Below are 19,956 nucleotides of genomic sequence, written 5' to 3'. Positions count from 1 at the left end.
GTCACGGCTCAGACTTCGCCCGGTACGGCCAGCGCCGCGACCAGCTCGGTCAGCATGTCGGGGTCGAGCGGCTTTTCGATCCAGCCGGTCGCGCCTGCATCGCGCGCCGCCGCCTTGAATGCGTCGCCGGATTCGGTCGTCAGCACAAGGATCGGCGTCGCCTGATACGCCGGGTTGCCGCGCAGCGACGCGATCAGGTCGAGGCCGGTGCAGCCGGGCATGTGCTGGTCTGTCAGCACGAGGTCGAACGGCATTGCCAGCGCGTTCTCCAGCCCTGCCTCGCCGTCGGCCGCGAGCGTCACCTGATAGCCGGCCGTCGTCAGCGTCGCGAAGAGAATCTCCCGCATCGCCGCCGAATCGTCGATTGCCAGAATGTGCCTGATCATGAAATCCTCACTGCGCTTGCTGTGGGTTGTCCGGCCTGCCGCGCCGCCCCGGCGCCCGTGCCGGCCGGACAACCGCCTGTTGCCTTGTTACTGCGTCGCCACTGCCGGCGTCGTCCGTGGTGCAACCGTCACCGGCTGCGAGATCTTTTCCAGCAGCGGCTGCTTCGAGGAGCCCGCTGCATCCGACGACAGCGTCGTCGTCGTGGTGTCGTCCCGCATCAACGCTTCTTCCGACTTGCGGTTGAGCACGATGATGCTGATGCGACGATTTTCAGGGTCGAGCGGGTCGGCCTTGTTCAGGTTCTGCGTCGACGCAAGACCGAGCACGCGCAGCACCTTCGCTTCATCCATGCCGCCGGCGATCAGTTCGCGCCGCGACGCGTTCGCGCGGTCCGCCGACAGCTCCCAGTTGCTGTAGCCCTTCTCGCCGCCGGCGTACTGCACGGCGTCGGTGTGACCCTGCACGACGATGCGGTTCGGCACGTCGTTCAGCGTCTTGCCGATCTCGCGCAGGATGTCGCGCATGTACGGCTCGACGATGTCGCGGGCGGTGGCGAACATCGGCCGCTTCTGCGAATCGACGATCTCGATGCGCAGGCCCATCAGCGTCGAATCGATGCGGATCTGCTGCTTGAACTGGCGCAGCACCGGGTTGGCTTCGATCGCCGCCATCAGCTTCACCTGCAGGTCATGCAGGCGAACCTGCTCGCGACGCTCGAGCGAACCCTGGGTCTGGTTGACCGCGTCGTCGTCGTTGCGGGCGGCGGTCTTTTCGGCGCGCGCCGTCGAGCCGTCGCTCTGCCGCGTGATGCCCTGCTGGTCGGTCGAGATGTCGCGGCCGCCGCCTTTCAGGATGCTCGAATCCTCGGCGCTGCGATCGCCGCCCATCAGTGCAACCTTGAGCGGCTGGTTGAAGTACTCGGCGATGCCGCGCAGCTGCACCGTCGATGCGGAACTCAAGAGCCACATCAGCAGGAAGAACGCCATCATCGCGGTCATGAAGTCGGCGTACGCGAGCTTCCAGGCGCCGCCGTGCGGGCTGGACTTCCTCGGCGCCGAGCGCTTGACGACGATTGCGCGATCCTTGTCCTTGCTCATTCCCAGTCCCTGGCCGTCGCCTTATTTCGCCTTGACGCGGCGCACGTGCTCTTCCAGCTCGGTGAACGACGGGCGTTCGGTCGAGAAGAGCACCTTGCGGCCGAACTCGACGGCGATCGCCGGCGCATAGCCGTTCAGGCTGGCGAGAATCGTCACCTTGATGCACTGGAACATCTTGGTCGACTCGGTCACGCGCTGTTCGGCGAGACTCGCGAGCGGCCCGATGAGCCCGTACGAAAGCAGAATCCCGAGGAAGGTGCCGACCAGCGCCTGCGCGATCATTTCGCCGAGAATCGCCGGCGGCTTGTCCGCGGAGGCCATCGTGTGTACCACGCCCATCACGGCCGCGACGATACCGAACGCCGGCATCGCGTCGCCGACCTTCATCAGCGCGTGGGCCGGCGCCTCGCCTTCGTGATGATGGGTTTCGATTTCCTCGTCCATGAGGCTTTCGATCTCGAAGGCGTTCATGTTGCCGCCCACCATCAACCGCAGGTAGTCGGTCAGGAATTCGACGATATGGTGATCCGCCAGGATCTTCGGGTACTGCGTGAAGATCGGGCTTTTGTGCGGGTCGTCGATATCGGCTTCGAGGGTCAGCGTGCCTTCCTTGCGCGCCTTCGCGAGCAGCACGTACAGGAGCGCCATCAGCTCCATGTAGACATCCTTGTCGTATTTGGCGCCCTTGAAAAGCGTTGGTATCACGCGAAGCGTGGCCTTGATCGTCTTCGCCCCGTTGCCGAGAATGAACGCACCCAGCCCCGCACCCGCGATCATCAGTATTTCGACGGGCTGCAACAGCGCGCCAAGATGGCCGCCTTCCAGCGCATAACCGCCGAAGACGGACAACAGCGTTACGAGTGTTCCCACGAAAATCAACACTGCCGAGCCCTCACAAAGAAGCGACGGAGACCGTCGTTAAACTGGTTTACGGCACGCGGACAGAAAACTTTGGGGATAAAGGGGCCGCCCACCACGGCGTACACCCGGTGGGCTCGGGAATACGCGCCGGTCGGGCGCGCGCCGCGGGCCACGCACCGCCGGCGCGCGGACTGCCGCAGGCCGGCCCGCTCAGCCGGCCGCGCGTGGGCCGGCCTGTCTCGCTGAACGCCCGCTGCGCGCGCCTGGCCGGGCGCCCGGATTCACGCCGAGGCGACGAGAATCGAGGCGCCGGCAGCCGGTCGGGCTTTGGCCCCGGCGGCTTCCGCGGCCTTGCGGGTCTTGCCCGCCCGCGAAGGCGGCTGGCACAGCCCGCAGACGAAACCCTGCTGCGGATCGTGCGCATGCGCGACAAAATGTCCGCCGCAGCGCGTGCAGGGCGTCATCTGCACCATGCCCGAGTCGAAGAACCGCACCAGCGTCCAGGCACGCGTGAGGCTCAATACCGGCTCGTCCTGCTGCAGCTGGACGTGTTCCATATAGAGCCGGTAGCTTTTCACGATCGCCTGGATCGGGTCGCAGCCGCCCTGCAGGTTGATGAACCGGTAGATATTGAAGAACAGCGACGAATGGAAATTCGGCTGCCACGTCATGAACCAGTCTGTCGAGAAGGGCAGCATGCCCTTGGGCGGCGAGACGCCCTTCAGTTCCTTGTAGAGTCTGATCAGCCGGTCGCGCGAGAGGCTGGTTTCCGCCTCGAGGAGTTGCAGCCGCGCCCCAAGTTCGATCAGTTCGATCGCCAGGGTGATTTCCCTGACTTCCGTCATCACGCTTTTCGTTGCCATCCGCCCTCGTTCTGTCGTCCGTACCGGCTCCGGCCGGCCGGGCGGCCGACCACAGGGGACTGCGGCGTGCGTCTCAACCGATCTGCTCGGTCGGCTGGCTCGCCATCAGGATCGCCGAATGCGCCTGGGCGACGACGCCCTGTTTGCCTTTTTCAGCGAGGGACGAAAGAATGGTGTGGTCGTCGAACCGGAAGCGGCACAGCACCTGGTTCGATGCGGCCAGCTTGACGGTCTGTGCGAGCGACAGGTTGGCGAGGACGTCGGCGAGCTGGTCCGATATGCCCATGCGGAACATGCCCATAGGTTTGTCCTCACGCAGAAGACGTTGGGCCAGCAGAAGGTAGGACAGGTTTACTTCTCTGATCTCACTGAGCATTTCGCTAGTGGCGGTCATGATTCCCCCGGTTCGATCTGGCTGGTCAGGCCGTTGCGGAAACGTTTGCTCGATCGCGCGCGCCGAACACGCACGACCGGCCCGTTTATGGTCATTCCAGCATTGTGGCGAAAGCACAACCCGTCGGAAATCGGACAGACCGCCCGTCGTTCTGACGGAAATATCCATTATTAATGTAGGAGTTTTTCCTACACGATTTGCGGCGGGCCGTTTTCCGACGTAACGAAAAGTCGCGTCAAAGGCGGATGGGGCGGGATTACAGGCAGATTTAAAGCGGGCATATCCACCCGTTTCGCAATCTGGCCGTCATGCCGTGAAAGCCTTGCTCAGCGTACCTCGGCGGGACACCGTGCTACCCTTCGACTCGCCTGTCATGGGCATCGAGTCCCTTGCCTTTATTGGGTTTCCCGCATATTGAGGGAATTCTCGAGCGCCTGTTTCGCGCTGTAACAACATTAAGTGTTTGAAAAATAGCTCGAATTAGCGCACTCAATCCCGATAATGGTCCTAAGGGATAACCCGATCCGGCTCGGGCAGTCCTCGCGCGGCAAGTGGAAACGCCGCGCGGTCCGTCCGACCAGGCATTCGCCCCGCTCACCCGGGCGACGTCGAGCGAAGCCGTCTGAACAAGGAGAACCGCATGCGAATCGCACAAATCGCGCCGCTTTATGAAGCTGTCCCCCCGAAATTTTACGGCGGCACCGAGCGTGTTGTTTCTTACCTCACCGAGGCGCTGGTGGACCTCGGTCACGACGTCACGCTGTTTGCGAGCGGCGATTCGGTTACCTCCGCGGACCTGGAAGCCTGCTGGCCGCGCGCGCTGCGCCTCGATCCGACCGTGCGCGACGCGATGGCGCCGCACGTGCTGATGATGGAACAGGTGCGCCGCGTCGCCCACGAGTTCGACGTGCTGCACTTCCACCTCGACTATCTGCCGTTCCCGCTATTCTCGACGATGGACACGCCGTTTGTCACGACGCTGCACGGCCGCCTCGATCTGCCCGAGCTTCAGCCGGTGTTCGACGCGTTTTCGGACGTGCCGGTGGTGTCGATTTCGGATTCGCAGCGCCAGCCGCTGCCGCAGGCGAACTGGCTCAACACGATCTATCACGGCCTGCCGGCGCAGTTGCTAACGCCGCAGCCGCACAAGAAGCCCGAATATCTGGCGTTCCTCGGCCGTATCTGTCCGGAGAAGCGCGTCGATACAGCCATCAGGATCGCTGCTCAAAGCGGTCTGCCGCTGAAGATCGCCGCCAAGGTGGACAAGGTCGACCAGGAATACTTCAAGACCGAAATCGAGCCGCTGCTGTCGCAGGCGCACGTCGAGTTTGTCGGCGAGATCAACGAGGCCCAGAAGCCCGATTTCCTCTCCGGCGCGAAGGCGCTGCTGTTCCCGATCGACTGGTCCGAGCCGTTTGGCCTCGTGATGATCGAATCGATGGCGTGCGGCACGCCGGTGATCGCGTTCAACCGCGGCTCGGTGCCCGAGGTGATCGACCACGGCGTGACGGGCTATGTCTGCGAGGACGTGCAGGGTGCGGTCGCCGCGCTCCAGCGCATCGACGAGCTTTCCCGCAGCGAAATCCGCGCGCAGTTCGAGCGCCGCTTCAGCTCGAAGACGATGGCGCAGAATTACGTCGACGGATATACGACGCTTCTGGAAACCGCGCGCCGTCCGGTGCTGCGCCGGGTTGCGGCTGGCTGAACGATCAGCCGGTGCGTTAATTCGGGTGAATCGTCTGCGTGAATCGTTTGCCTCGCGTATGAATCGAACGATTCATTTCCCCGGCAACAAAAAGCCGCCTGAAAAGGCGGCTTTTTATTTGGCGCCAACCGGCCGTATCAAGCAATGGCCGGACAGACGCAATTCCCTTCAAAATGCTTTCGATAACCGGATGGAATTACTGTTCGATCAGGAATCGCTCACGATTTTTTCCTGCAATCCATTTTGGCGGCTTGCCGCGCCCGCTCCACGTACTGCCGGTTTTGGGATCCTGATAACGCGGCGGTAGCGGCGCTTTCCTTGGCGGCCGGCCACGCCGGGCGGCCTCGGCGAAGCCCAGATCCTGTGCCGTCAGCCCGTATTCGACGATCTTGTGACGGATCTCCGCAATCACATTCACGACTTCGGTACGACGTGCCTCTTCGGCCTGCGCCTGAAGTCGCGCTATCTGAACCTTGAGATCTGCGTATTGTGATGACATTGTGGCCTCTCCCTTATCGCGGCAGTCATTCGATCGGAGATTAGCTGCATTTAGCAGAATTCGCAATGTGTGCCAGACCCGCATATCGGGAAAACATCTGATAATTATTAAAATCCGCCGAAGTAATATTTCACGCATCATTATCCCGAAATAATCACCGGCATTTCGTCGAATTTGACAATTCTTGACAGCGTCGTCTGGTGCGTTTGCCTAAAATCCGCGACTCGAGCGCGCATTGCGTATTTCGCGATGCCGCAATGGCAGTCGACCTTTAAAGGAATACGCAAATGCAATTGTCGCGACGCGTCGCCGCCGAAATGTTCGGCACGTTCTGGCTCGTGCTCGGAGGGTGCGGCAGCGCCGTCCTGGCCGCGAGCCTTTCGGGTCCCGAACAGGGTCTGAGTATCGGCTACGTGGGTGTCGCGCTCGCGTTCGGCCTGACCGTGCTGACAATGGCCTATGCAATCGGGCATGTCTCCGGATGTCATCTGAACCCGGCCGTCAGTGTCGGGCTGACGGTCGCGGGCCGCTTCCCGGCCCGCGACCTCGTGCCGTACATCGTGGCGCAGGTGGCCGGCGCGGTACTCGGCGCGTTTGTGCTCTCGCTGATTGCCTGCGGCAAGCCGGGCTTCGACCTCGTGGCGAGCGGCTTCGCCACCAATGGCTATGACGGCCGCTCGCCCGGGCACTATTCGATGCTCGCGGCGTTCATCTGCGAAGTGGTGATGACCGGCTTCTTCCTGTTCGTGATTCTCGGCGCAACCGACCGGCGCGCGCCGGCGGGATTCGCACCGCTGGCGATTGGGTTGTGCCTGACGCTGATCCACCTGATTTCGATTCCGGTGACGAACACATCCGTCAATCCGGCCCGCTCGACAGGCCCGGCGCTGTTCGTCGGCGGTGGCGCGGTCGACCAGCTGTGGCTCTTCTGGCTCGCGCCGATGCTGGGTGCGGTGGTCGCGGGACTGGTCTATCCGGTTGTTGCGCGGGAGCGCGAGACGGCGCGCGGCGTGGAAGCCTTGAGTTGAGCCTGGCGCCTGGGCGCAGCGAAGTGCGGCGATGTTGCTACAGGCTCGGCGTGCCGCGGCGTGTCGGGCTGGCGAAGGGATTCGCCAGCCTTCAGGTTTAACTTCACCTTCGCCGCGACGATCACGACGTCAATTCGTCGTCCATGGCGAACAGCTTGCGCAGATGATGGGCCACCCCGGCCTCGAAGTTATTGCCGATTCGCGGCACCTCCGGCAGGCGCCGGATCAGATCGGGATTGGCGTTGTTCATCATGAACGGATAGCCGGCCGTTTCCAGCAGGTCGATGTCGTTCATGTTGTCGCCGAAGGCCACGCAACGTGTCGCGTCGATACCGAGGCGTTCGAGCACGACCCGCAACGCCGTGCCTTTCGACACGCTCGCCGCCATCACCTCGAGACAGTCAGGCAACGAATAGGTCACATACAGCGCCTCGCCGAACTCGCGTTCGAGATTCGCGGAAACATGCGCGAGGTCCGCCGGATCGCCGATATACAGCACCTTTGCGATGTCCTTGCCTGAGTGCTCGCGCAGGTCCATCACTTCGTACGTGAATCCCGAGTCCTGATGAAAGCGCAGCAGTTCAGGCGCGTCCCGGTCGATCAGCCATTCCTGTTCAGCAAACAGATTGACGATCACGCGGCCATGCCCACCGGTGATTTCCGGCTCGACGAGACGCCGCACGATTTCGGGCGTGAGATCCCGCGCGTACATCAGCGTGTTGTCGGGCGCATGCACCCGCGCGCCATTCGACGTCACCAGCCAGGGCTTGATACCCAGCACATCGCGGATGCCGGCCACGTCGGAATAATGGCGCCCGGTCGCGATGACAAAGTGGAGCCCCTGCGCTTCGAGCGCGCGCACCGTGGCAACGGTGAACGGGTCCACCTGATGGTCGCTGTTGAGCAGGGTTCCGTCGAGATCGGTGGCGATAACTTTGTACATATGGTGGGCAGTGCCGCTGGCTCAAAGGGCGTATTTTAACGCCCCGAACCCGCGCGCCGCGCCCGTCGCCGCTTTACGCGTTGATCCGTTGCGCTTCGATCCTTGCAAGCTGCAACCCGCCGTGGGCTGAACCGGCCAGCGGCGTGCGCAGGCGCCCATGGTACGAAGCCGGCACGTAAGGCCGCAGCGGCTCACCCAGGCCGCCGCACAGCGCGACGGGCAAGGTGCCGCGCGGATCGAGCGCGTCGATCATCTTCGCGATTTCCGCTCCGGCTTGCGCGAGCAGACGGGTGGCAAACGGATGCGTGCGATGCTGCAGGACGACGGGCGCGAGGCTCGCATAAGCCGTCTGATTGGCGGCGCAAAGCCAGACGATCAGGCTGTCGCGGTCCTGTGCGTCGACGCGATCGAGCAGCGCCTGCGCGAACGCATCGTGCGGCACGCGGCCGTCGAGCGCCTGCTGCGCGTAGACGACTGCCCGCAAGCCAAGCCAGGCACCGCTTGCTTCGTCGCCGGATGGAAAGCCGAAACCGCTCGCGATGCGCCATGGTCCGTCGCCGTCGGCCGCCGCGGCGACGCTGCCCGTGCCGAGCGCGACCACCACGCCATGGGCGCCGGCGTGCGCGCCGAGCAGCGTCGTATAGGCGTCGCTCTCGACCGCGAGCCCCGCCACTTTCGGCGCGTGATCATGGAACGCCGCGAGCCAGTCGCGATTGTTCACACCCGCCAGACCGCATCCCAGCACGCAGCGTGACCAGTCCAGCTCGAGCCCGGCGGCGGCGAACGCATCGCGGCAGGCGGCCTCGATCGCGAGCCAGGCGCGCTCGACGCCGAGGCCCAGACCCGATGGGCCGCCCGCGGCCTGCGCGAGTTCCGCACCGTGAATGTCGCCAAGGACGAGACGGGTGCCGGAGCCGCCGCCGTCGACACCGATGAGATAAAGGTCTGAAGTCATCGAATACAGTCGAATGAAAAGGATGGAGCAGAGACTATCGGGTTCAATTCGATCCGGCAATCTGCCATCCGGCCAGGTGGCGGCGCGCGCCCATTCCGCTATTCTTGCCTGGCGGCATTCGACAGATCGAACAACTCATCATGCAGGAGCGGGAAAGTGACACAACGATGCAACTGGGCGGCGACAGAAGCGCTTGCGCAATATCACGACACGGAATGGGGCGTGCCCTCGCGCGACGACCGGCACCTGTTCGAACTGCTCGTACTGGAGGGCGCGCAGGCTGGCCTGTCGTGGTCGACAATCCTCAACAAGCGCGCCGGGTATCGCCGCGCGTTCGCCGATTTCGATATCGACGCCGTGGCCCGCTTCACGCCGAAGCACATCGATGCGCTGCTACTCGATGCCAGCATCGTCCGCCATCGGGGCAAGCTCGAATCGGTGGTCACGAACGCGCGCGCGGTCCAGAAAATCCAGGCCGAACACGGTTCGCTGGCTAACTTCGTATGGTCATTTGTCGACCAGACGCCCATCCAGAACGACTGGGCAAGCTATCGGGACACACCCGCGTCGACCGCCGTTTCGGACGCACTCAGCAAGGCGCTCAAGGGATGGGGCTGCAAATTCGTCGGCACCACGATCTGCTATGCGTTCATGCAGGCCGTGGGCATGGTGAACGACCACGAGCGAACTTGTGTATGCAGGGCGGCCTGCGCCGCGCTCGGCAAAAAGGGGCGCAACCGGAAAACGGAGTAGCCGCGGCGCTCCGTTTCGCTTGCCGCCGTCGCTCGGGTCGCCTTACGCGTCACGTAGCGTGGGCGAGACCACGCTACGTGACGTAAAATTGCCCGCCCCGGGTTTCATCCACTACATATTTACCGATTTCAGTCGTTATAACTGTGAGGAAGACCGCAGGTCTTCAAATAACAACGACCGCTGCGTATCGCGCAGGGGAGATTCACCATGAAAAGCCTGAACTTCCTGACACATCAGGAGATTTTCGACCAGGCCGTCGGCCATCTGTTTGGCCAGAGGCGCGCGGCGCTACTGCCACGCGGCGGCGGCGCCTACCGGAGTCACTGCGGCGGATGCCCCGTCGGCAATTTCATCAAGCCGGGCGACTATATGACGGCGATGGAAGGCGTTCCCGTCCGCTATATCGGAAAAGATCCGCGCGACGTGCCCATTTATATGGACGTCGGCGTTGCGGCGCTCAAAAAAGCGCTGCTACGCGTGCGCATCAACATCTACGACGCAACTACCGTCGAATTGCTCAGTTGCCTGCAGAACGTGCATGACGTGTTCGGGACGTGGGAATGGCAGGAACGTCTCGTCTCGATCGCCCGGCAGTTCAGCCTGTCCGCCGAACGGGTGAAGACCGCGGCATAACGCCAGAACAGCGACAATGCCGGGAAGCGCCAGTTCGCCGGCGCCCGCTTCACGACCTCCCTGTCTCACTGTCTCGCGTGAAACCGCACATACCTGGCCATGATGGCGCGGACACGACCGCTCCCGAGCGCCCAAATGAAAACGGCGGTGTAGCTTCTTTCGAAGCTACACCGCCGTCTGGCCGTGCGTAAAAGCGTGCTTAGTGCAGCTTTTTCGGCAGTTGCTGGCTACGCAGGCGCTTGTGCAGGCGCTTCACAGCAGCAGCCTTCTTGCGCTTACGTGCCGTCGTCGGCTTTTCGTACGATTGGCGCTCACGCAACTCGGCGATCAGGCCATTCTTTTCGATTGCGCGACGAAAGCGGCGGATCGCCACTTCGAACGGCTCGTTTTCTTTCAGAAGAATCGTCGTCATGTAATTCCTAACTAAATCGCTTGATACGGTTAATTGCGTGGCGGCAACCCGCTCACGCGCCGGCACTCCGGTCGTTTCGATTCATGGCCAATAACAGGCAAACGAAACCATGGACGAAAACGAGAGGCAAAGCGGCCACGGAGGCCGGAAAAGAGAGGTGGGGAGTTCACCGCGAGAACGCGGGCAGACGCTCATGCACCACTGCGCCTGATGCCCGGCTCATCGCCGACGTTCAACCATCAATCGACCACGAAACAGGCAAAGATCTCAATTCACTCCCGATAATATCAGGAAAAACTCGTGCCCACCACCACTTTCACGAGTGCGTTCAGGCACTTGCGTCGTTCAGCCGGCGGATATCGGCGTCGGCGAGCCTCAGGTGGACCGCCGCAACAAGGCTTTTCAGCTGGTCGACCGAGGTCGCGCTGGCAATTGGGGCCGTCACACCCGGACGCGCCATCAGCCAGGCCAGCGCCACCGTGGCGGGCGTGCTGTCGTGCCGTCCGGCGACTTCGTCGAGCGCTTTCAGGATTTCGAGGCCGCGTTCGTTCAGGTATTTTTCGACCCGGCTGCCGCGGGCGCTGCTTTTCCCGAGATCCGCCTTCGACCGGTATTTGCCCGACAGAAAGCCGCTCGCAAGACTGTAATACGTCACGACACCCAACCGGTGCGCGAGCGCAACCGGTTCGATCTCCGTTTCATATGGGGCGCGATCATACAGGTTGTACTCCGGCTGGAGCAGCTGGTACTTCGGCAAGCCGTTCTGCTGCGCGACCGCGAGCGCCTCCTCGATCCGCGCGCCGCTATAGTTGGAGGCGCCGATCACCCGCACCTTGCCCGCCTCGATCAGGCGTTGGTAGGCACCTAACGTCTCGGCGAGCGGCGTTTCCGCGTCGTCGAGATGCGAAAAGTACACGTCGATGTAATCGGTTTGCAGGCGACGCAGCGAATCTTCGACTGCCGCCTGGATGTTGCCGCCCGACAGCCCTTTTCGCGCGCCGAGCATGCCCACCTTGGTCGCGAGCACGACCTTGTCGCGCCTTCCGCCCTGTTTCAGCCACTTGCCGATGATGCTTTCCGATTCGCCACCGTGGTGCCCCGGCACCCAGGCCGAATAGACGTCGGCGGTATCGATGAAGTCGAGCCCGGCGTCGACGAAGGCGTCGAGAATCGAGAACGAAGTGGCTTCGTCGGCGGACCAGCCGAACACGTTTCCGCCGAAAACCAGCGGTGCGACCTGTACCTGCGACGTGCCGATATTGCGTTTTTGCATGACTTCTCCCAGGGGAAATGCAACCGGACCGACAAGCATACGCCGCCTCGCGGATCCGCATAGGGCGGCGCTCTCCGGGTTTTCGGCCGGCCGCGGGCGGGCCCGTTCCCTCCCTCTTTTCTCTCCAGCCCCTAAAGTTTTGTTCGCGCGCCGCCGACAACCAGGAAAGGCGGGCAGCGCCACTCGTCAAATGCGCTACGCCGAACCCGAACCAGCCTAATTACATGGCGTTTTCCAAACGAGGAAGCAAATGCTGAATATCAACACCAACATTCTGTCGCTGACGGCACAGAACAATCTGTCGGGCTCGCAAAGCGCTCTGGCGCAAGCCATCAACCGTCTGTCGTCGGGCAAGCGCATCAACACGGCTGCTGACGATGCCGCTGGTAACGCAATTGCAACGTCGCAAACGGCGTCGATCAACGCGCTGACCCAGGGCGCCGCAAACGCGAACAACGCGGTGTCGATGGTGCAAACGACCAACGGCGCGCTGCAATCGACGGTCGACAACCTGCAACGTATTCGCCAGCTGGCAGTGGAAGCAGGCGACGGCTCGCTGGATTCGAAGGCACTGGCTAACCTGGACTCGGAAGTGCAAGCGCGCCTGACAGAAATTTCGCGTGTTGCATCGCAAACGACGTTCAACGGCAAGGCAGTTCTGTCGGGCGCAGGTAGCGTGACGTTCCAGATCGGTGCATTCGCTGGTCAGCAAATCACGGCATCGTTCGGCGCGACGGTGTGGAACGCGACGGGTCTGGGCGTGAACGCGTTGAGCGTTTCTTCGGCAGCGGCTGCACAAACAGCAATGACCTCGATCGACGCGGCACTGGCAAGCGTCAATACCTTCCAGGCAACGCTCGGCGCCACGCAAAACACGATGACGGCCGCCATCACGACGACGACCACGCAAGCGACGAACATGAGCGCAGCGCGCTCGCAGATCACCGACGCGGACTTCGCGACGGAAACAGCGAACCTGTCGAAAGCTCAAGTGCTGCAGCAAGCTGGTATCTCGGTGCTGGCTCAGGCAAACTCGCTGCCGCAACAGGTTCTGAAGCTTCTCCAGTAAGGCTGATTGAAGCGCGGCGTGCCCGACGACGCCGCATTGCAGGAGCCGTAGCCGTATGCGGCTCCTGCAGGAAACACAGGCAGGACCCGTGGGAGGCTTGCCTCCCACAACCCGTTTCTGCGCTTCAGCATGATTGACCCGACTTTTTTCGTATCGACGAACGGAGCATCCGCATGACCACGACGGCGTCCTCATCCACTACTGACGTAAGCAGTCTGCTAGCGCAGGCGGCACAGTCCATCATCAGCGGTTCGACCAAGTCAACGCTCGATGTCAACACGCTCGTTTCCGCTCTCGTTACCGCGAAAACAGCCGGTCAAAACGCGACGATTGTGAATAAACAGTCGCTCGACAATACCCAGCTGTCGGCCATCGGCTCGATCAAGTCGGCGCTTTCGTCGCTGCAAACCGCGCTGAGCGGCCTGGCAGACGGCTCCACGTTGTCGAGCGTCGGCGCAACCGTCAGCAGCAGCGCGATCACTGCGACGACGACGACCGGTGCGGTCGCCGGCAACTACACGATCAACGTGACGAAAGTTGCGACGGCCAACAAGATTTCCTCGCAGGCATTCACCAGCAGCGACACGATCGGCAGCGGCACGCTGACCATCGGTCTCGGCAGCACAGGCACGATGTCGCTCAACGTGACGTCGGGCCAGTCTCTGTCGGATATCGCGAGCGCGATCAACACGTCGTCGAACAATCCGGGCGTGTCGGCATCGGTCATCACGGCATCGGACGGACAGCATCTGGTCATCCAGTCGACGGCGACGGGTGCGGCCAACACGGTCTCGGTGACGGCAGGCAGCGGCCTGAATGCAAAACTGAACTCTTCCGGTTACACGACGGTGACGGCGGGTCAGGATGCGCAGTTCACCATCGACGGCAACGCCGTGACCAGCGCCAGCAACACCGTGTCGAACGCGCTGACCGGTGTGACGCTCGTCCTGTCGGCAGCCGCCATCGGCACGCCACAGACCGTGACGGTTGCAACCGATCCGACCGCAACCACGAAAGCAATCAACGACTTCGTCACGGCGTACAACAACTACGTCACCACGGCTGCTGGCCTGTCCGGCTACAACACGACCACGGCGACGGCCGGTCCGCTGCTGGGCGACTCGATGCTCAACCAGATCAACAACGGTCTCGCCGGTTTGATCAGTGGCGGCGTGACAACGGGCGGCAAGACGTTCAGTCTTTCGTCGATCGGTATCGACCTGCAGCCGGACGGCACGATGGCCGTCGATCAGAGCAAGCTCACGGCGGCCGTGAGCTCCAGCAGCCCGGCTATTGCCGGACTGTTCAACACGACGAACGGCATCGGCACGACGCTGAATTCGTTCGTGAACACGTACGTCCAGTCGAGCGGCACGATCGACCAGCGCACCGCGTCGCTGAACAGCGACCTGTCGAACCTGTCGGATCAGGCGACGGCGTTGACGGATTATCAGAACACCCTGACCGCGCAATACAACGCACAGTTCACGGCGCTGAACACGTTGATGTCGCAGATGCAGAACAACACGCAGTACCTCACGCAGCTCTTCGGTGGATCGAGCAGCGCGGGTGCGCTCGCGACCAACAAGTAAGCTGGCGCAATGGCGTCGACATCAGGAATGGAACACATGACGGACGAACCGCTGGACCGCGCGCTTGGCCTGAGCCAGGCAATCGAAGCCGCTGCCGTCGAGGGTGACTGGCTGCGCGCGGCCGCGCTCGTCGAAGAACGCTCGCCGCTCCTGATGTCGCTGAGCCCCACGCAGACGCCTGAGGCGCTGGAAAAGATCCGCACGATCCAGCGTATCGACGTCGCGATTACGGAACATGCGAAAGCGGGATCGGACCGGATCGCCTCGCAGCACAGTGAGGCGATCGGGCGCATCAAGGCTGTCAGCCTGTATCACACGACGGGCATGCTTTAAGGCAGCGACCGTTGTGACTGGACTGCGCAAGGAATAAAACGGGGGAATACAACGAACACCGCATGACAAATGTGGGATCTTTGAGTTGTTTCAAAAAGCCGCGATGCGGCTTTTTTTTCGTCCCGATGAAATCGCGGCTTCAGCCATGATTTCATCGGGCGTGGCCGGGCAGGAATTGAATTATCTGGCTGACGTGCCTGAGGCGTACGCATCCCACATCGCCTCGAAGGCATCTTCGAGGTTGCGCGCGAAGCGGGGCGCGTCGCACAGCGGCGAGGCCAGAACCTGTTGACGCAGGCCTGCGCGCAAGGCGCCCAGGCCTGTACGGTCTGCCGCAAATGCGGCGGCCTTCGCGACGTAGTCGTCATCATCTACCGCCACCCACGCCGGCAGACCCGCCGTGTTGACGATGCTTTCGCCGACATGCGAAAGAAACCGGTCGCCGCGTCGCGTCAGCACCGGTACGCCCATCCATAATCCTTCGACGCTCGTCGTGCCACCCGGATAAGGGAAAGGATCGAGCGCAATATCGACCTGGTTGAACGCGTCGAGATGCGCGTCCCGCGTCGTGCGTCCGATGAGTATCAGGCGTTCCGCTGCAATGCCGTGGCGCAGGAAACGATCTGCGATCCCGGTGCGAAGAACTGTCTGATCAAGCTGCGGCGCTTTCAGCAGCAGACGTGAATCAGGTACTGCATGCAGCACGCGCGACCAGAGCGCGACCACGTCATCGCCGATCTTGCCGATATTGTTCAGGCAGCCGAAGGTCACCACGCCGTTCGCCACCATGGGCAACGGGCCGATTATGATCTCGGGTTGTGGCGGCGTGAAGCAGAGATAGCTGTCGAGCAGTCGCCACGGCTTTTCGATGAAGTGAGCTTCTTCTTCAACCGGGAGCACGTGCCGGTCGCCGAGAACGTAGTCAATGGCGTCGATACCGGTCGTTGCGAAAAAGCCCAGCCAGGTCACTTGCACCGGTGCGGGTTTCCAGGCAAAAACGGGCAACCGGTTGTACAGCGTATGTCCTGACAGATCCACCAGAATGTGAACGCCATCCGCGTGGATCCTGCTCGCGGCTGCCTCGTCGCTCATACCGGTCGTATCGCACCAACTGGCGAAGTACTGCTTGATGTGCGCGGTCATTGCATCCTCGACTGGCTGCGTCGAGTAAGCGAACAGTTCGACGCGTGCCGGGTCGAGTTGCGCCACGACACTTTCCAGAAACGCTGAAACTGAATGCGCCCTGAAGTCGCCGGAAACGAAACCCACCCGTAATGGACCGGTGACCTGCTCCGGTGCCGCGCGATGCCGGTAAGGCCGTGCGCGGGCAGCCACCAGCCGGCCATATTGCCGTGCATCCGCGACGAGCATCGTAACGTCACAATACACGGAGCCAGCTGTTGTGAAGATCACGCACTGACAGGCCGCCTCCAGGCCCGGATTGAGTTCAAGCGCCCGACGATAGGCCGCGATTCCCTCTCCGTGATCGCCGAGCGCACGCAGCACGTCGGCAAGTGCGAGATGCATCCGCGCGTCGTTTTCCGCCAGCGCAACTGCACGGCGACAGCTGACCAGCGCTTCGGCGGGCCTCTCGCAGGCCATGAATACGCAGGCGAGATTGTTATGCGCAGCCGCGTTGTCGGGATCGAGTTCGATCGCGTACTGGTGGCTCAGAATAGCGGCGTCGAAATTCTTCAGTCCAAGGTAGGCGATGCCAAGGACGTTGTAGGCCTCGGCGAATGTCGGCGCGAGTTCAATTGCCCGGACACAGCTTTCCACCGACTCCTCGAAACGGTTCAGGCGCCGCATCACACCGCCACGATTGCAGTGTGCCTCCGCAAAGTCCGGTTTTAACGCAATCGCCGTGTCGAAGTGCTTCAGCGCAGCATCCAGATCGTTGATGTCGCACAGCGCGGTGCCGATGCTGTTGTGCGCATTCGCGTCCGTCGGATCCAGTGCGCGGCGCAGGCTCGCGATCGCCTCAGTCGTCTCACCGCGCATCCGCAACATCAGGCCCAGACTCTGATGTGCCGTCCGCAATTCAGGCTTGAGCGCGATCGCCGTCCGAAAACTCGCGATCGCTGCATCCGCTTTATCCAGCACGCGCAACACGTTGCCGAGGTTATTGTGTGCCTCTGCGTAGTCGGAACGGAATTCGATCGCCCTGTTGTAGCTCGCGACCGCAGCGTCGAGATCGCCCATGTCGTGCAGCGCGTTACCAAGGTTGTTGTACGCCTCGGCATATCCCGGATACAAGGCGATCGCCTGCGCGCAACTGCGCATCGCGGCGTCTGGTTGCTTCGCCTCGCGTTGCGCGTTGCCCAGGTTGTTCCAGGCCTCGGCATATCCGGGCGACAGCGCAACGGCGTGCCGGTAGCCATCGATCGCTTCGGCAAGCCGCCCTTTCTCGCGCAGCATGTTGCCGAAGTTGTTGTAGTAGATCGCGCTCGGATGCGCGGCGATCGACTGCTCGATCAATGCAAGACCCGCATCGTGCTGATCGAGTTGACACGCGAGCAGCCCCAGAAAATGTAGCGCGTCCGGGTTTCCCGGCTCGCTCTGCAGAATCTGCGCATACAGTACCCGGGCTTCAGCCAGTTGGCCTGCCTGATGATGTGCAAGTGCCGCCGCGATCAACGAGGCGTTGCTCTGCGTCGTCGGTTCAATCTGCATCATGTGTCACGCTTTCCACGCTTTCGACATATCGCGCCCACATTCCATGAAACGCGTCCTCAAGATTCTTCGCGAAACGCGGCGCATCGCACAGCGGCGACGCCAGCACATGCTCGCGAAGACCCGCGCGCAGGGCGGCCAGCTTCGTCGGATCGGATGCGAACGCGATGGCTTTGGCGAGATAGTCTTCCTCATCGACGGCAATCCAGTCAGCAAGGTTCGCGGTCTGCAGCAGGCTTTCGCAGATGTGCGTGAGGAAGCGGTCGCCCTTCATGCACAGCACCGGCACGCCCATCCACAAACCTTCCGCCGTCGTCGTGCCCCCCGGATATGGAAACGGACTCAGCACAATGTCGACGCGGTTATACGTCGCGAGATACTCGGGACGAAGCGACGCGCCTTCAAGAATCAGCCGTGAACTGTCGATACCGTGTGCCGCGAACCGCTTGTGCGTGGTCAGTTGCGCACCCTTCGTGTCCAGACCATGCGACTTCAGGAACAACCGCGAACCTGGCACGGCATGCAGCAGACGCGACCATAGCGCGACGACGTCGTCGCTGATCTTCATCAGTTTGCCGAAGCAGCCGAACGTGACCGCGCCGCCGTTTGCCAGCATGGGCAGCGGACCGACCTTCACGTCATCGACAGGCGGCGTGAAGCACAGATAGCTGTCCGGCAGGCGCCACGGCTTTTCGACGAATTGTGCCTCTTCGCCCGGCGGCAGCACGTAGCGGTCGCCAACAAAGTAATCGATCGACTCGCTGCCCGTCGACGCAAAAAAGCCGAGGTAGCTGACCTGAACCGGCGCCGGCTTCCACGCAAAAATCGGCAGACCCGTGTACGCCGTGTGACCCGACAGGTCGACCAGCACGTCGATGTTATCGTCGCGGATCACGCGTGCCGCTTCTTCGGTCTTCAACCCGTCGAGCATGCGCCACGTGCTGAAGTGCGGCTTGAGGCGCGCGGTGACGTCGTCTTCGAGCGTATAGGTCGCGTAGGCGACCAGCTCCACGTGCGCCGGGTTCACATACCGGAACACGCTCTCCAGGAAAATGCCCGCCGGGTGCGCGCGCAGATCGCCTGACACGATACCGACACGCAGACGCGAGCCGTCATGCGACGGTGCGTGTGCATACGGCTTCACGCCCATCGACATCAATTCGCCGAAGCGGCGCGCATGTATCAGATACGCGTCGGTATCGAACTTCGCGGAACCCGCCAGACTGAATAGCAGGCGGTTGTATGTCTGCACCGGATCGGGATCGAGCGGCAACGCCTTCAGGTACGCGTCGATGGCGCCGTCGAGATCGCCAAGCGCACGCAGGATATCGCCGAGACTGATGTACATCGGCGCGGAGACGTCGGCGAGCTCGAGCGCCTTGTGGCAGCTTTCCAGCGCCTCATACGGCTTGTCGTGCTTCAGGAGAACAACGCCGAGATTGTGATACGCGTCCGCATTGTTCGGGTCGAGTTCGATGGCGTGCTGGTGGCTTAGCGTCGCCGCTTCCAGCCGGTCGAGACCGTAGTACGCGATGCCGAGGCTGTTGTACGCCTCGGCGAGCGTCGGCGCGAGTTCGATCGCCCGGATGCAGCTCGCCACCGATTCCTCGAACCGGCCCTGTCGCCGCAGCACGCTGCCACGGTTGCAGTGCGCTTCGGCAAAGTCCGGCCGCAGCGCGATCGCGGTGTCGAAATGCGCGAGGGCGTCGTCCAGATCGCCGATGTCGCGCAACACCGCGCCGATGCTGTTGTGCGCGTTTGCATCGGCTGGGTCGAGCGCGTGACGCAAGCTCCTGATCGCAGCCTCCAGTTCACCGCGCGCTTTCAATAACAGACCGAGACTGTGATGCGCAATCCGAAGATCGGGTTTAAGTGCCACGGCCGCGCGAAAACTGGCGATCGCCTCATCCACCTTGCCCTGCGCGCGCAGCACGTTGCCGAGGTTGTTGTGTGCTTCTGCATAGTGCGGGCTCAGGCGGATCGCCTCGCGGTAGCTCGCGGCGGCCGCCACCAGTTCACCCACATCCTGCTGCGCGTTGCCGAGATTGTTGTGCGCTTCCGCGTAGCCCGGACGCTGCGCAATAGCCCGTGCGCAGCTCTCTATCGCCGCCTCGGGCTGCTTCGCCTCGCGCAGCGCGTTGCCGAGGTTGTTGTGCGCCTCGGGGTAGTCCGGCTTGAGCGCGACCGCGCGACGATAGGCTTCGATTGCGTCCTCAAGGCGGCCCTTCTGCCCCAGCATGTTGCCGATGTTGTTGTAGTAGATCGCGTTCGGATGCGCCGCGATCGACTTTTCCATCAGCCCAAGACCCGCATCGTGCTGGCCCAGCTGACACGCGAGCAGCCCCAGAAAATGCAGCGCATCCGGATTGCCCGGCTCGGTTTGCAGGATCTGTCCGTACAGCGCCCGCGCTTCGGCGAGCCGGCCCGCCTGATGATGCGCCAGCGCGTTCGCAAGAAATTGGGAGTTGTTCTGCATGGGTCTGGAC

The 19,956-nt window shown here is 62.5% G+C and carries 19 protein-coding genes; 7 read left to right on the top strand and 12 right to left on the bottom strand.

Annotated elements, in window-relative coordinates; all coding sequences use genetic code 11:
• Window positions 1-8: 8 nt before the first annotated feature.
• The 5 genes from BLV45_RS17220 to flhD all read right to left on the bottom strand — a co-directional run bounded on the left by BLV45_RS17220 (window position 9) and on the right by flhD (window position 3,602).
• Entirely contained in the window at window positions 9-386 is a 378-nt protein-coding gene (locus BLV45_RS17220; protein WP_090535154.1) for a response regulator, read from the bottom strand.
• 87 nt (window positions 387-473) lie between these two features.
• Window positions 474-1,484, bottom strand: a complete 1,011-nt coding sequence (gene motB / locus BLV45_RS17215; RefSeq protein ID WP_090535153.1) for a flagellar motor protein MotB — start codon at window positions 1,482-1,484, stop codon at window positions 474-476.
• Window positions 1,485-1,505: 21 nt separating this feature from the next.
• Window positions 1,506-2,366, bottom strand: a complete 861-nt coding sequence (motA, locus tag BLV45_RS17210; protein ID WP_090535152.1) for a flagellar motor stator protein MotA — start codon at window positions 2,364-2,366, stop codon at window positions 1,506-1,508.
• A gap of 260 nt (window positions 2,367-2,626) precedes the next feature.
• Window positions 2,627-3,208 carry a flagellar transcriptional regulator FlhC gene (gene flhC / locus BLV45_RS17205; protein ID WP_090535151.1) on the bottom strand — a complete coding sequence of 194 codons (582 nt, stop codon included), beginning with the start codon at window positions 3,206-3,208 and terminating at the stop codon, window positions 2,627-2,629.
• 73 nt (window positions 3,209-3,281) lie between these two features.
• The gene (gene flhD, locus BLV45_RS17200) at window positions 3,282-3,602 is read right to left on the bottom strand and encodes a flagellar transcriptional regulator FlhD (RefSeq protein WP_090535150.1); all 321 of its coding nucleotides are present in this window, start codon (window positions 3,600-3,602) and stop codon (window positions 3,282-3,284) included.
• 640 nt (window positions 3,603-4,242) lie between these two features.
• Here flhD and BLV45_RS17195 point away from each other — a divergent pair.
• Window positions 4,243-5,307 (top strand): glycosyltransferase family 4 protein, encoded by a 1,065-nt coding sequence (locus BLV45_RS17195; RefSeq protein WP_090535149.1) that lies wholly within the window; start codon window positions 4,243-4,245, stop codon window positions 5,305-5,307.
• 196 nt (window positions 5,308-5,503) lie between these two features.
• Here the strand turns inward: BLV45_RS17195 and BLV45_RS17190 are convergent, their stop codons facing one another.
• Window positions 5,504-5,806, bottom strand: coding sequence for an H-NS histone family protein (locus BLV45_RS17190; protein WP_090535148.1), 303 nt, complete (start codon window positions 5,804-5,806; stop codon window positions 5,504-5,506).
• A 287-nt stretch (window positions 5,807-6,093) separates the two neighbouring features.
• Here BLV45_RS17190 and aqpZ point away from each other — a divergent pair, with 287 nt between their 5' ends.
• Entirely contained in the window at window positions 6,094-6,834 is a 741-nt protein-coding gene (gene aqpZ / locus BLV45_RS17185; RefSeq protein ID WP_090535147.1) for an aquaporin Z, read from the top strand.
• A 121-nt stretch (window positions 6,835-6,955) separates the two neighbouring features.
• Here aqpZ and BLV45_RS17180 read toward each other — a convergent pair whose 3' ends face one another.
• Window positions 6,956-7,777: a Cof-type HAD-IIB family hydrolase gene (locus BLV45_RS17180; RefSeq protein WP_090535146.1), complete on the bottom strand. Its 822-nt coding sequence runs from the start codon at window positions 7,775-7,777 to the stop codon at window positions 6,956-6,958.
• A 73-nt stretch (window positions 7,778-7,850) separates the two neighbouring features.
• Window positions 7,851-8,732 (bottom strand): BadF/BadG/BcrA/BcrD ATPase family protein, encoded by an 882-nt coding sequence (locus tag BLV45_RS17175; protein WP_090535145.1) that lies wholly within the window; start codon window positions 8,730-8,732, stop codon window positions 7,851-7,853.
• 156 nt (window positions 8,733-8,888) lie between these two features.
• Between BLV45_RS17175 and BLV45_RS17170 the strand changes: the two genes are divergently transcribed.
• Together BLV45_RS17170 and BLV45_RS17165 are read left to right on the top strand one after the other, a co-directional pair.
• Entirely contained in the window at window positions 8,889-9,485 is a 597-nt protein-coding gene (locus BLV45_RS17170; RefSeq protein ID WP_090535144.1) for a DNA-3-methyladenine glycosylase I, read from the top strand.
• A gap of 207 nt (window positions 9,486-9,692) precedes the next feature.
• Entirely contained in the window at window positions 9,693-10,118 is a 426-nt protein-coding gene (locus BLV45_RS17165) for a hypothetical protein (protein WP_090535143.1), read from the top strand.
• 199 nt (window positions 10,119-10,317) lie between these two features.
• Here BLV45_RS17165 and rpsU read toward each other — a convergent pair whose 3' ends face one another.
• Both rpsU and BLV45_RS17155 read right to left on the bottom strand, forming a co-directional pair.
• The gene (rpsU, locus tag BLV45_RS17160) at window positions 10,318-10,530 is read right to left on the bottom strand and encodes a 30S ribosomal protein S21 (protein ID WP_074262890.1); all 213 of its coding nucleotides are present in this window, start codon (window positions 10,528-10,530) and stop codon (window positions 10,318-10,320) included.
• A gap of 328 nt (window positions 10,531-10,858) precedes the next feature.
• Window positions 10,859-11,803, bottom strand: a complete 945-nt coding sequence (locus BLV45_RS17155; RefSeq protein WP_090535302.1) for an aldo/keto reductase — start codon at window positions 11,801-11,803, stop codon at window positions 10,859-10,861.
• Between the two features lie 250 nt (window positions 11,804-12,053).
• On the opposite strand from BLV45_RS17155, the gene BLV45_RS17150 reads away from it, so the two are divergent.
• The 3 genes from BLV45_RS17150 (at window position 12,054) to BLV45_RS17140 (ending at window position 14,797) form a co-directional block, all read left to right on the top strand.
• Window positions 12,054-12,872 (top strand): flagellin domain-containing protein, encoded by an 819-nt coding sequence (locus BLV45_RS17150; protein WP_090535142.1) that lies wholly within the window; start codon window positions 12,054-12,056, stop codon window positions 12,870-12,872.
• A 173-nt stretch (window positions 12,873-13,045) separates the two neighbouring features.
• Window positions 13,046-14,464: a flagellar filament capping protein FliD gene (gene fliD / locus BLV45_RS17145; RefSeq protein ID WP_090535141.1), complete on the top strand. Its 1,419-nt coding sequence runs from the start codon at window positions 13,046-13,048 to the stop codon at window positions 14,462-14,464.
• Between the two features lie 36 nt (window positions 14,465-14,500).
• Window positions 14,501-14,797, top strand: a complete 297-nt coding sequence (locus BLV45_RS17140; RefSeq protein WP_090535140.1) for a flagellar protein FliT — start codon at window positions 14,501-14,503, stop codon at window positions 14,795-14,797.
• 180 nt (window positions 14,798-14,977) lie between these two features.
• On the opposite strand, the gene BLV45_RS17135 is transcribed toward BLV45_RS17140, so the two are convergent.
• Together BLV45_RS17135 and BLV45_RS17130 are read right to left on the bottom strand one after the other, a co-directional pair.
• Window positions 14,978-17,473, bottom strand: coding sequence for a tetratricopeptide repeat protein (locus tag BLV45_RS17135; RefSeq protein WP_245753345.1), 2,496 nt, complete (start codon window positions 17,471-17,473; stop codon window positions 14,978-14,980).
• Window positions 17,460-19,946, bottom strand: coding sequence for a tetratricopeptide repeat protein (locus BLV45_RS17130; RefSeq protein ID WP_090535139.1), 2,487 nt, complete (start codon window positions 19,944-19,946; stop codon window positions 17,460-17,462). The genes BLV45_RS17135 and BLV45_RS17130 overlap by 14 nt, the downstream gene beginning before the upstream one ends.
• Window positions 19,947-19,956 lie beyond the last annotated feature (10 nt).

Source organism: Paraburkholderia sartisoli, assembly GCF_900107685.1.
Taxonomy (GTDB): Bacteria; Pseudomonadota; Gammaproteobacteria; order Burkholderiales; family Burkholderiaceae; genus Paraburkholderia; species Paraburkholderia sartisoli.
Note: the sequence above shows the minus strand (reverse complement) of the source record. Positions and strands in the feature narration are given on the sequence as shown.

Excerpts from the sequence above, each read along its gene's own strand:
- BLV45_RS17220 (WP_090535154.1), bottom strand. The coding sequence starts at position 386 with ATGATCAGGCACATTCTGGCAATCGACGATTCGGCGGCGATGCGGGAG.
- motB (WP_090535153.1), bottom strand. The coding sequence starts at position 1,484 with ATGAGCAAGGACAAGGATCGCGCAATCGTCGTCAAGCGCTCGGCGCCG.
- flhC (WP_090535151.1), bottom strand. The coding sequence starts at position 3,208 with ATGGCAACGAAAAGCGTGATGACGGAAGTCAGGGAAATCACCCTGGCG.
- flhD (WP_090535150.1), bottom strand. The coding sequence starts at position 3,602 with ATGACCGCCACTAGCGAAATGCTCAGTGAGATCAGAGAAGTAAACCTG.
- BLV45_RS17195 (WP_090535149.1), top strand. The coding sequence starts at position 4,243 with ATGCGAATCGCACAAATCGCGCCGCTTTATGAAGCTGTCCCCCCGAAA.
- BLV45_RS17190 (WP_090535148.1), bottom strand. The coding sequence starts at position 5,806 with ATGTCATCACAATACGCAGATCTCAAGGTTCAGATAGCGCGACTTCAG.
- aqpZ (WP_090535147.1), top strand. The coding sequence starts at position 6,094 with ATGCAATTGTCGCGACGCGTCGCCGCCGAAATGTTCGGCACGTTCTGG.
- BLV45_RS17180 (WP_090535146.1), bottom strand. The coding sequence starts at position 7,777 with ATGTACAAAGTTATCGCCACCGATCTCGACGGAACCCTGCTCAACAGC.
- BLV45_RS17175 (WP_090535145.1), bottom strand. The coding sequence starts at position 8,732 with ATGACTTCAGACCTTTATCTCATCGGTGTCGACGGCGGCGGCTCCGGC.
- BLV45_RS17165 (WP_090535143.1), top strand. The coding sequence starts at position 9,693 with ATGAAAAGCCTGAACTTCCTGACACATCAGGAGATTTTCGACCAGGCC.
- rpsU (WP_074262890.1), bottom strand. The coding sequence starts at position 10,530 with ATGACGACGATTCTTCTGAAAGAAAACGAGCCGTTCGAAGTGGCGATC.
- BLV45_RS17155 (WP_090535302.1), bottom strand. The coding sequence starts at position 11,803 with ATGCAAAAACGCAATATCGGCACGTCGCAGGTACAGGTCGCACCGCTG.
- BLV45_RS17150 (WP_090535142.1), top strand. The coding sequence starts at position 12,054 with ATGCTGAATATCAACACCAACATTCTGTCGCTGACGGCACAGAACAAT.
- fliD (WP_090535141.1), top strand. The coding sequence starts at position 13,046 with ATGACCACGACGGCGTCCTCATCCACTACTGACGTAAGCAGTCTGCTA.
- BLV45_RS17140 (WP_090535140.1), top strand. The coding sequence starts at position 14,501 with ATGACGGACGAACCGCTGGACCGCGCGCTTGGCCTGAGCCAGGCAATC.
- BLV45_RS17135 (WP_245753345.1), bottom strand. The coding sequence starts at position 17,473 with ATGATGCAGATTGAACCGACGACGCAGAGCAACGCCTCGTTGATCGCG.
- BLV45_RS17130 (WP_090535139.1), bottom strand. The coding sequence starts at position 19,946 with ATGCAGAACAACTCCCAATTTCTTGCGAACGCGCTGGCGCATCATCAG.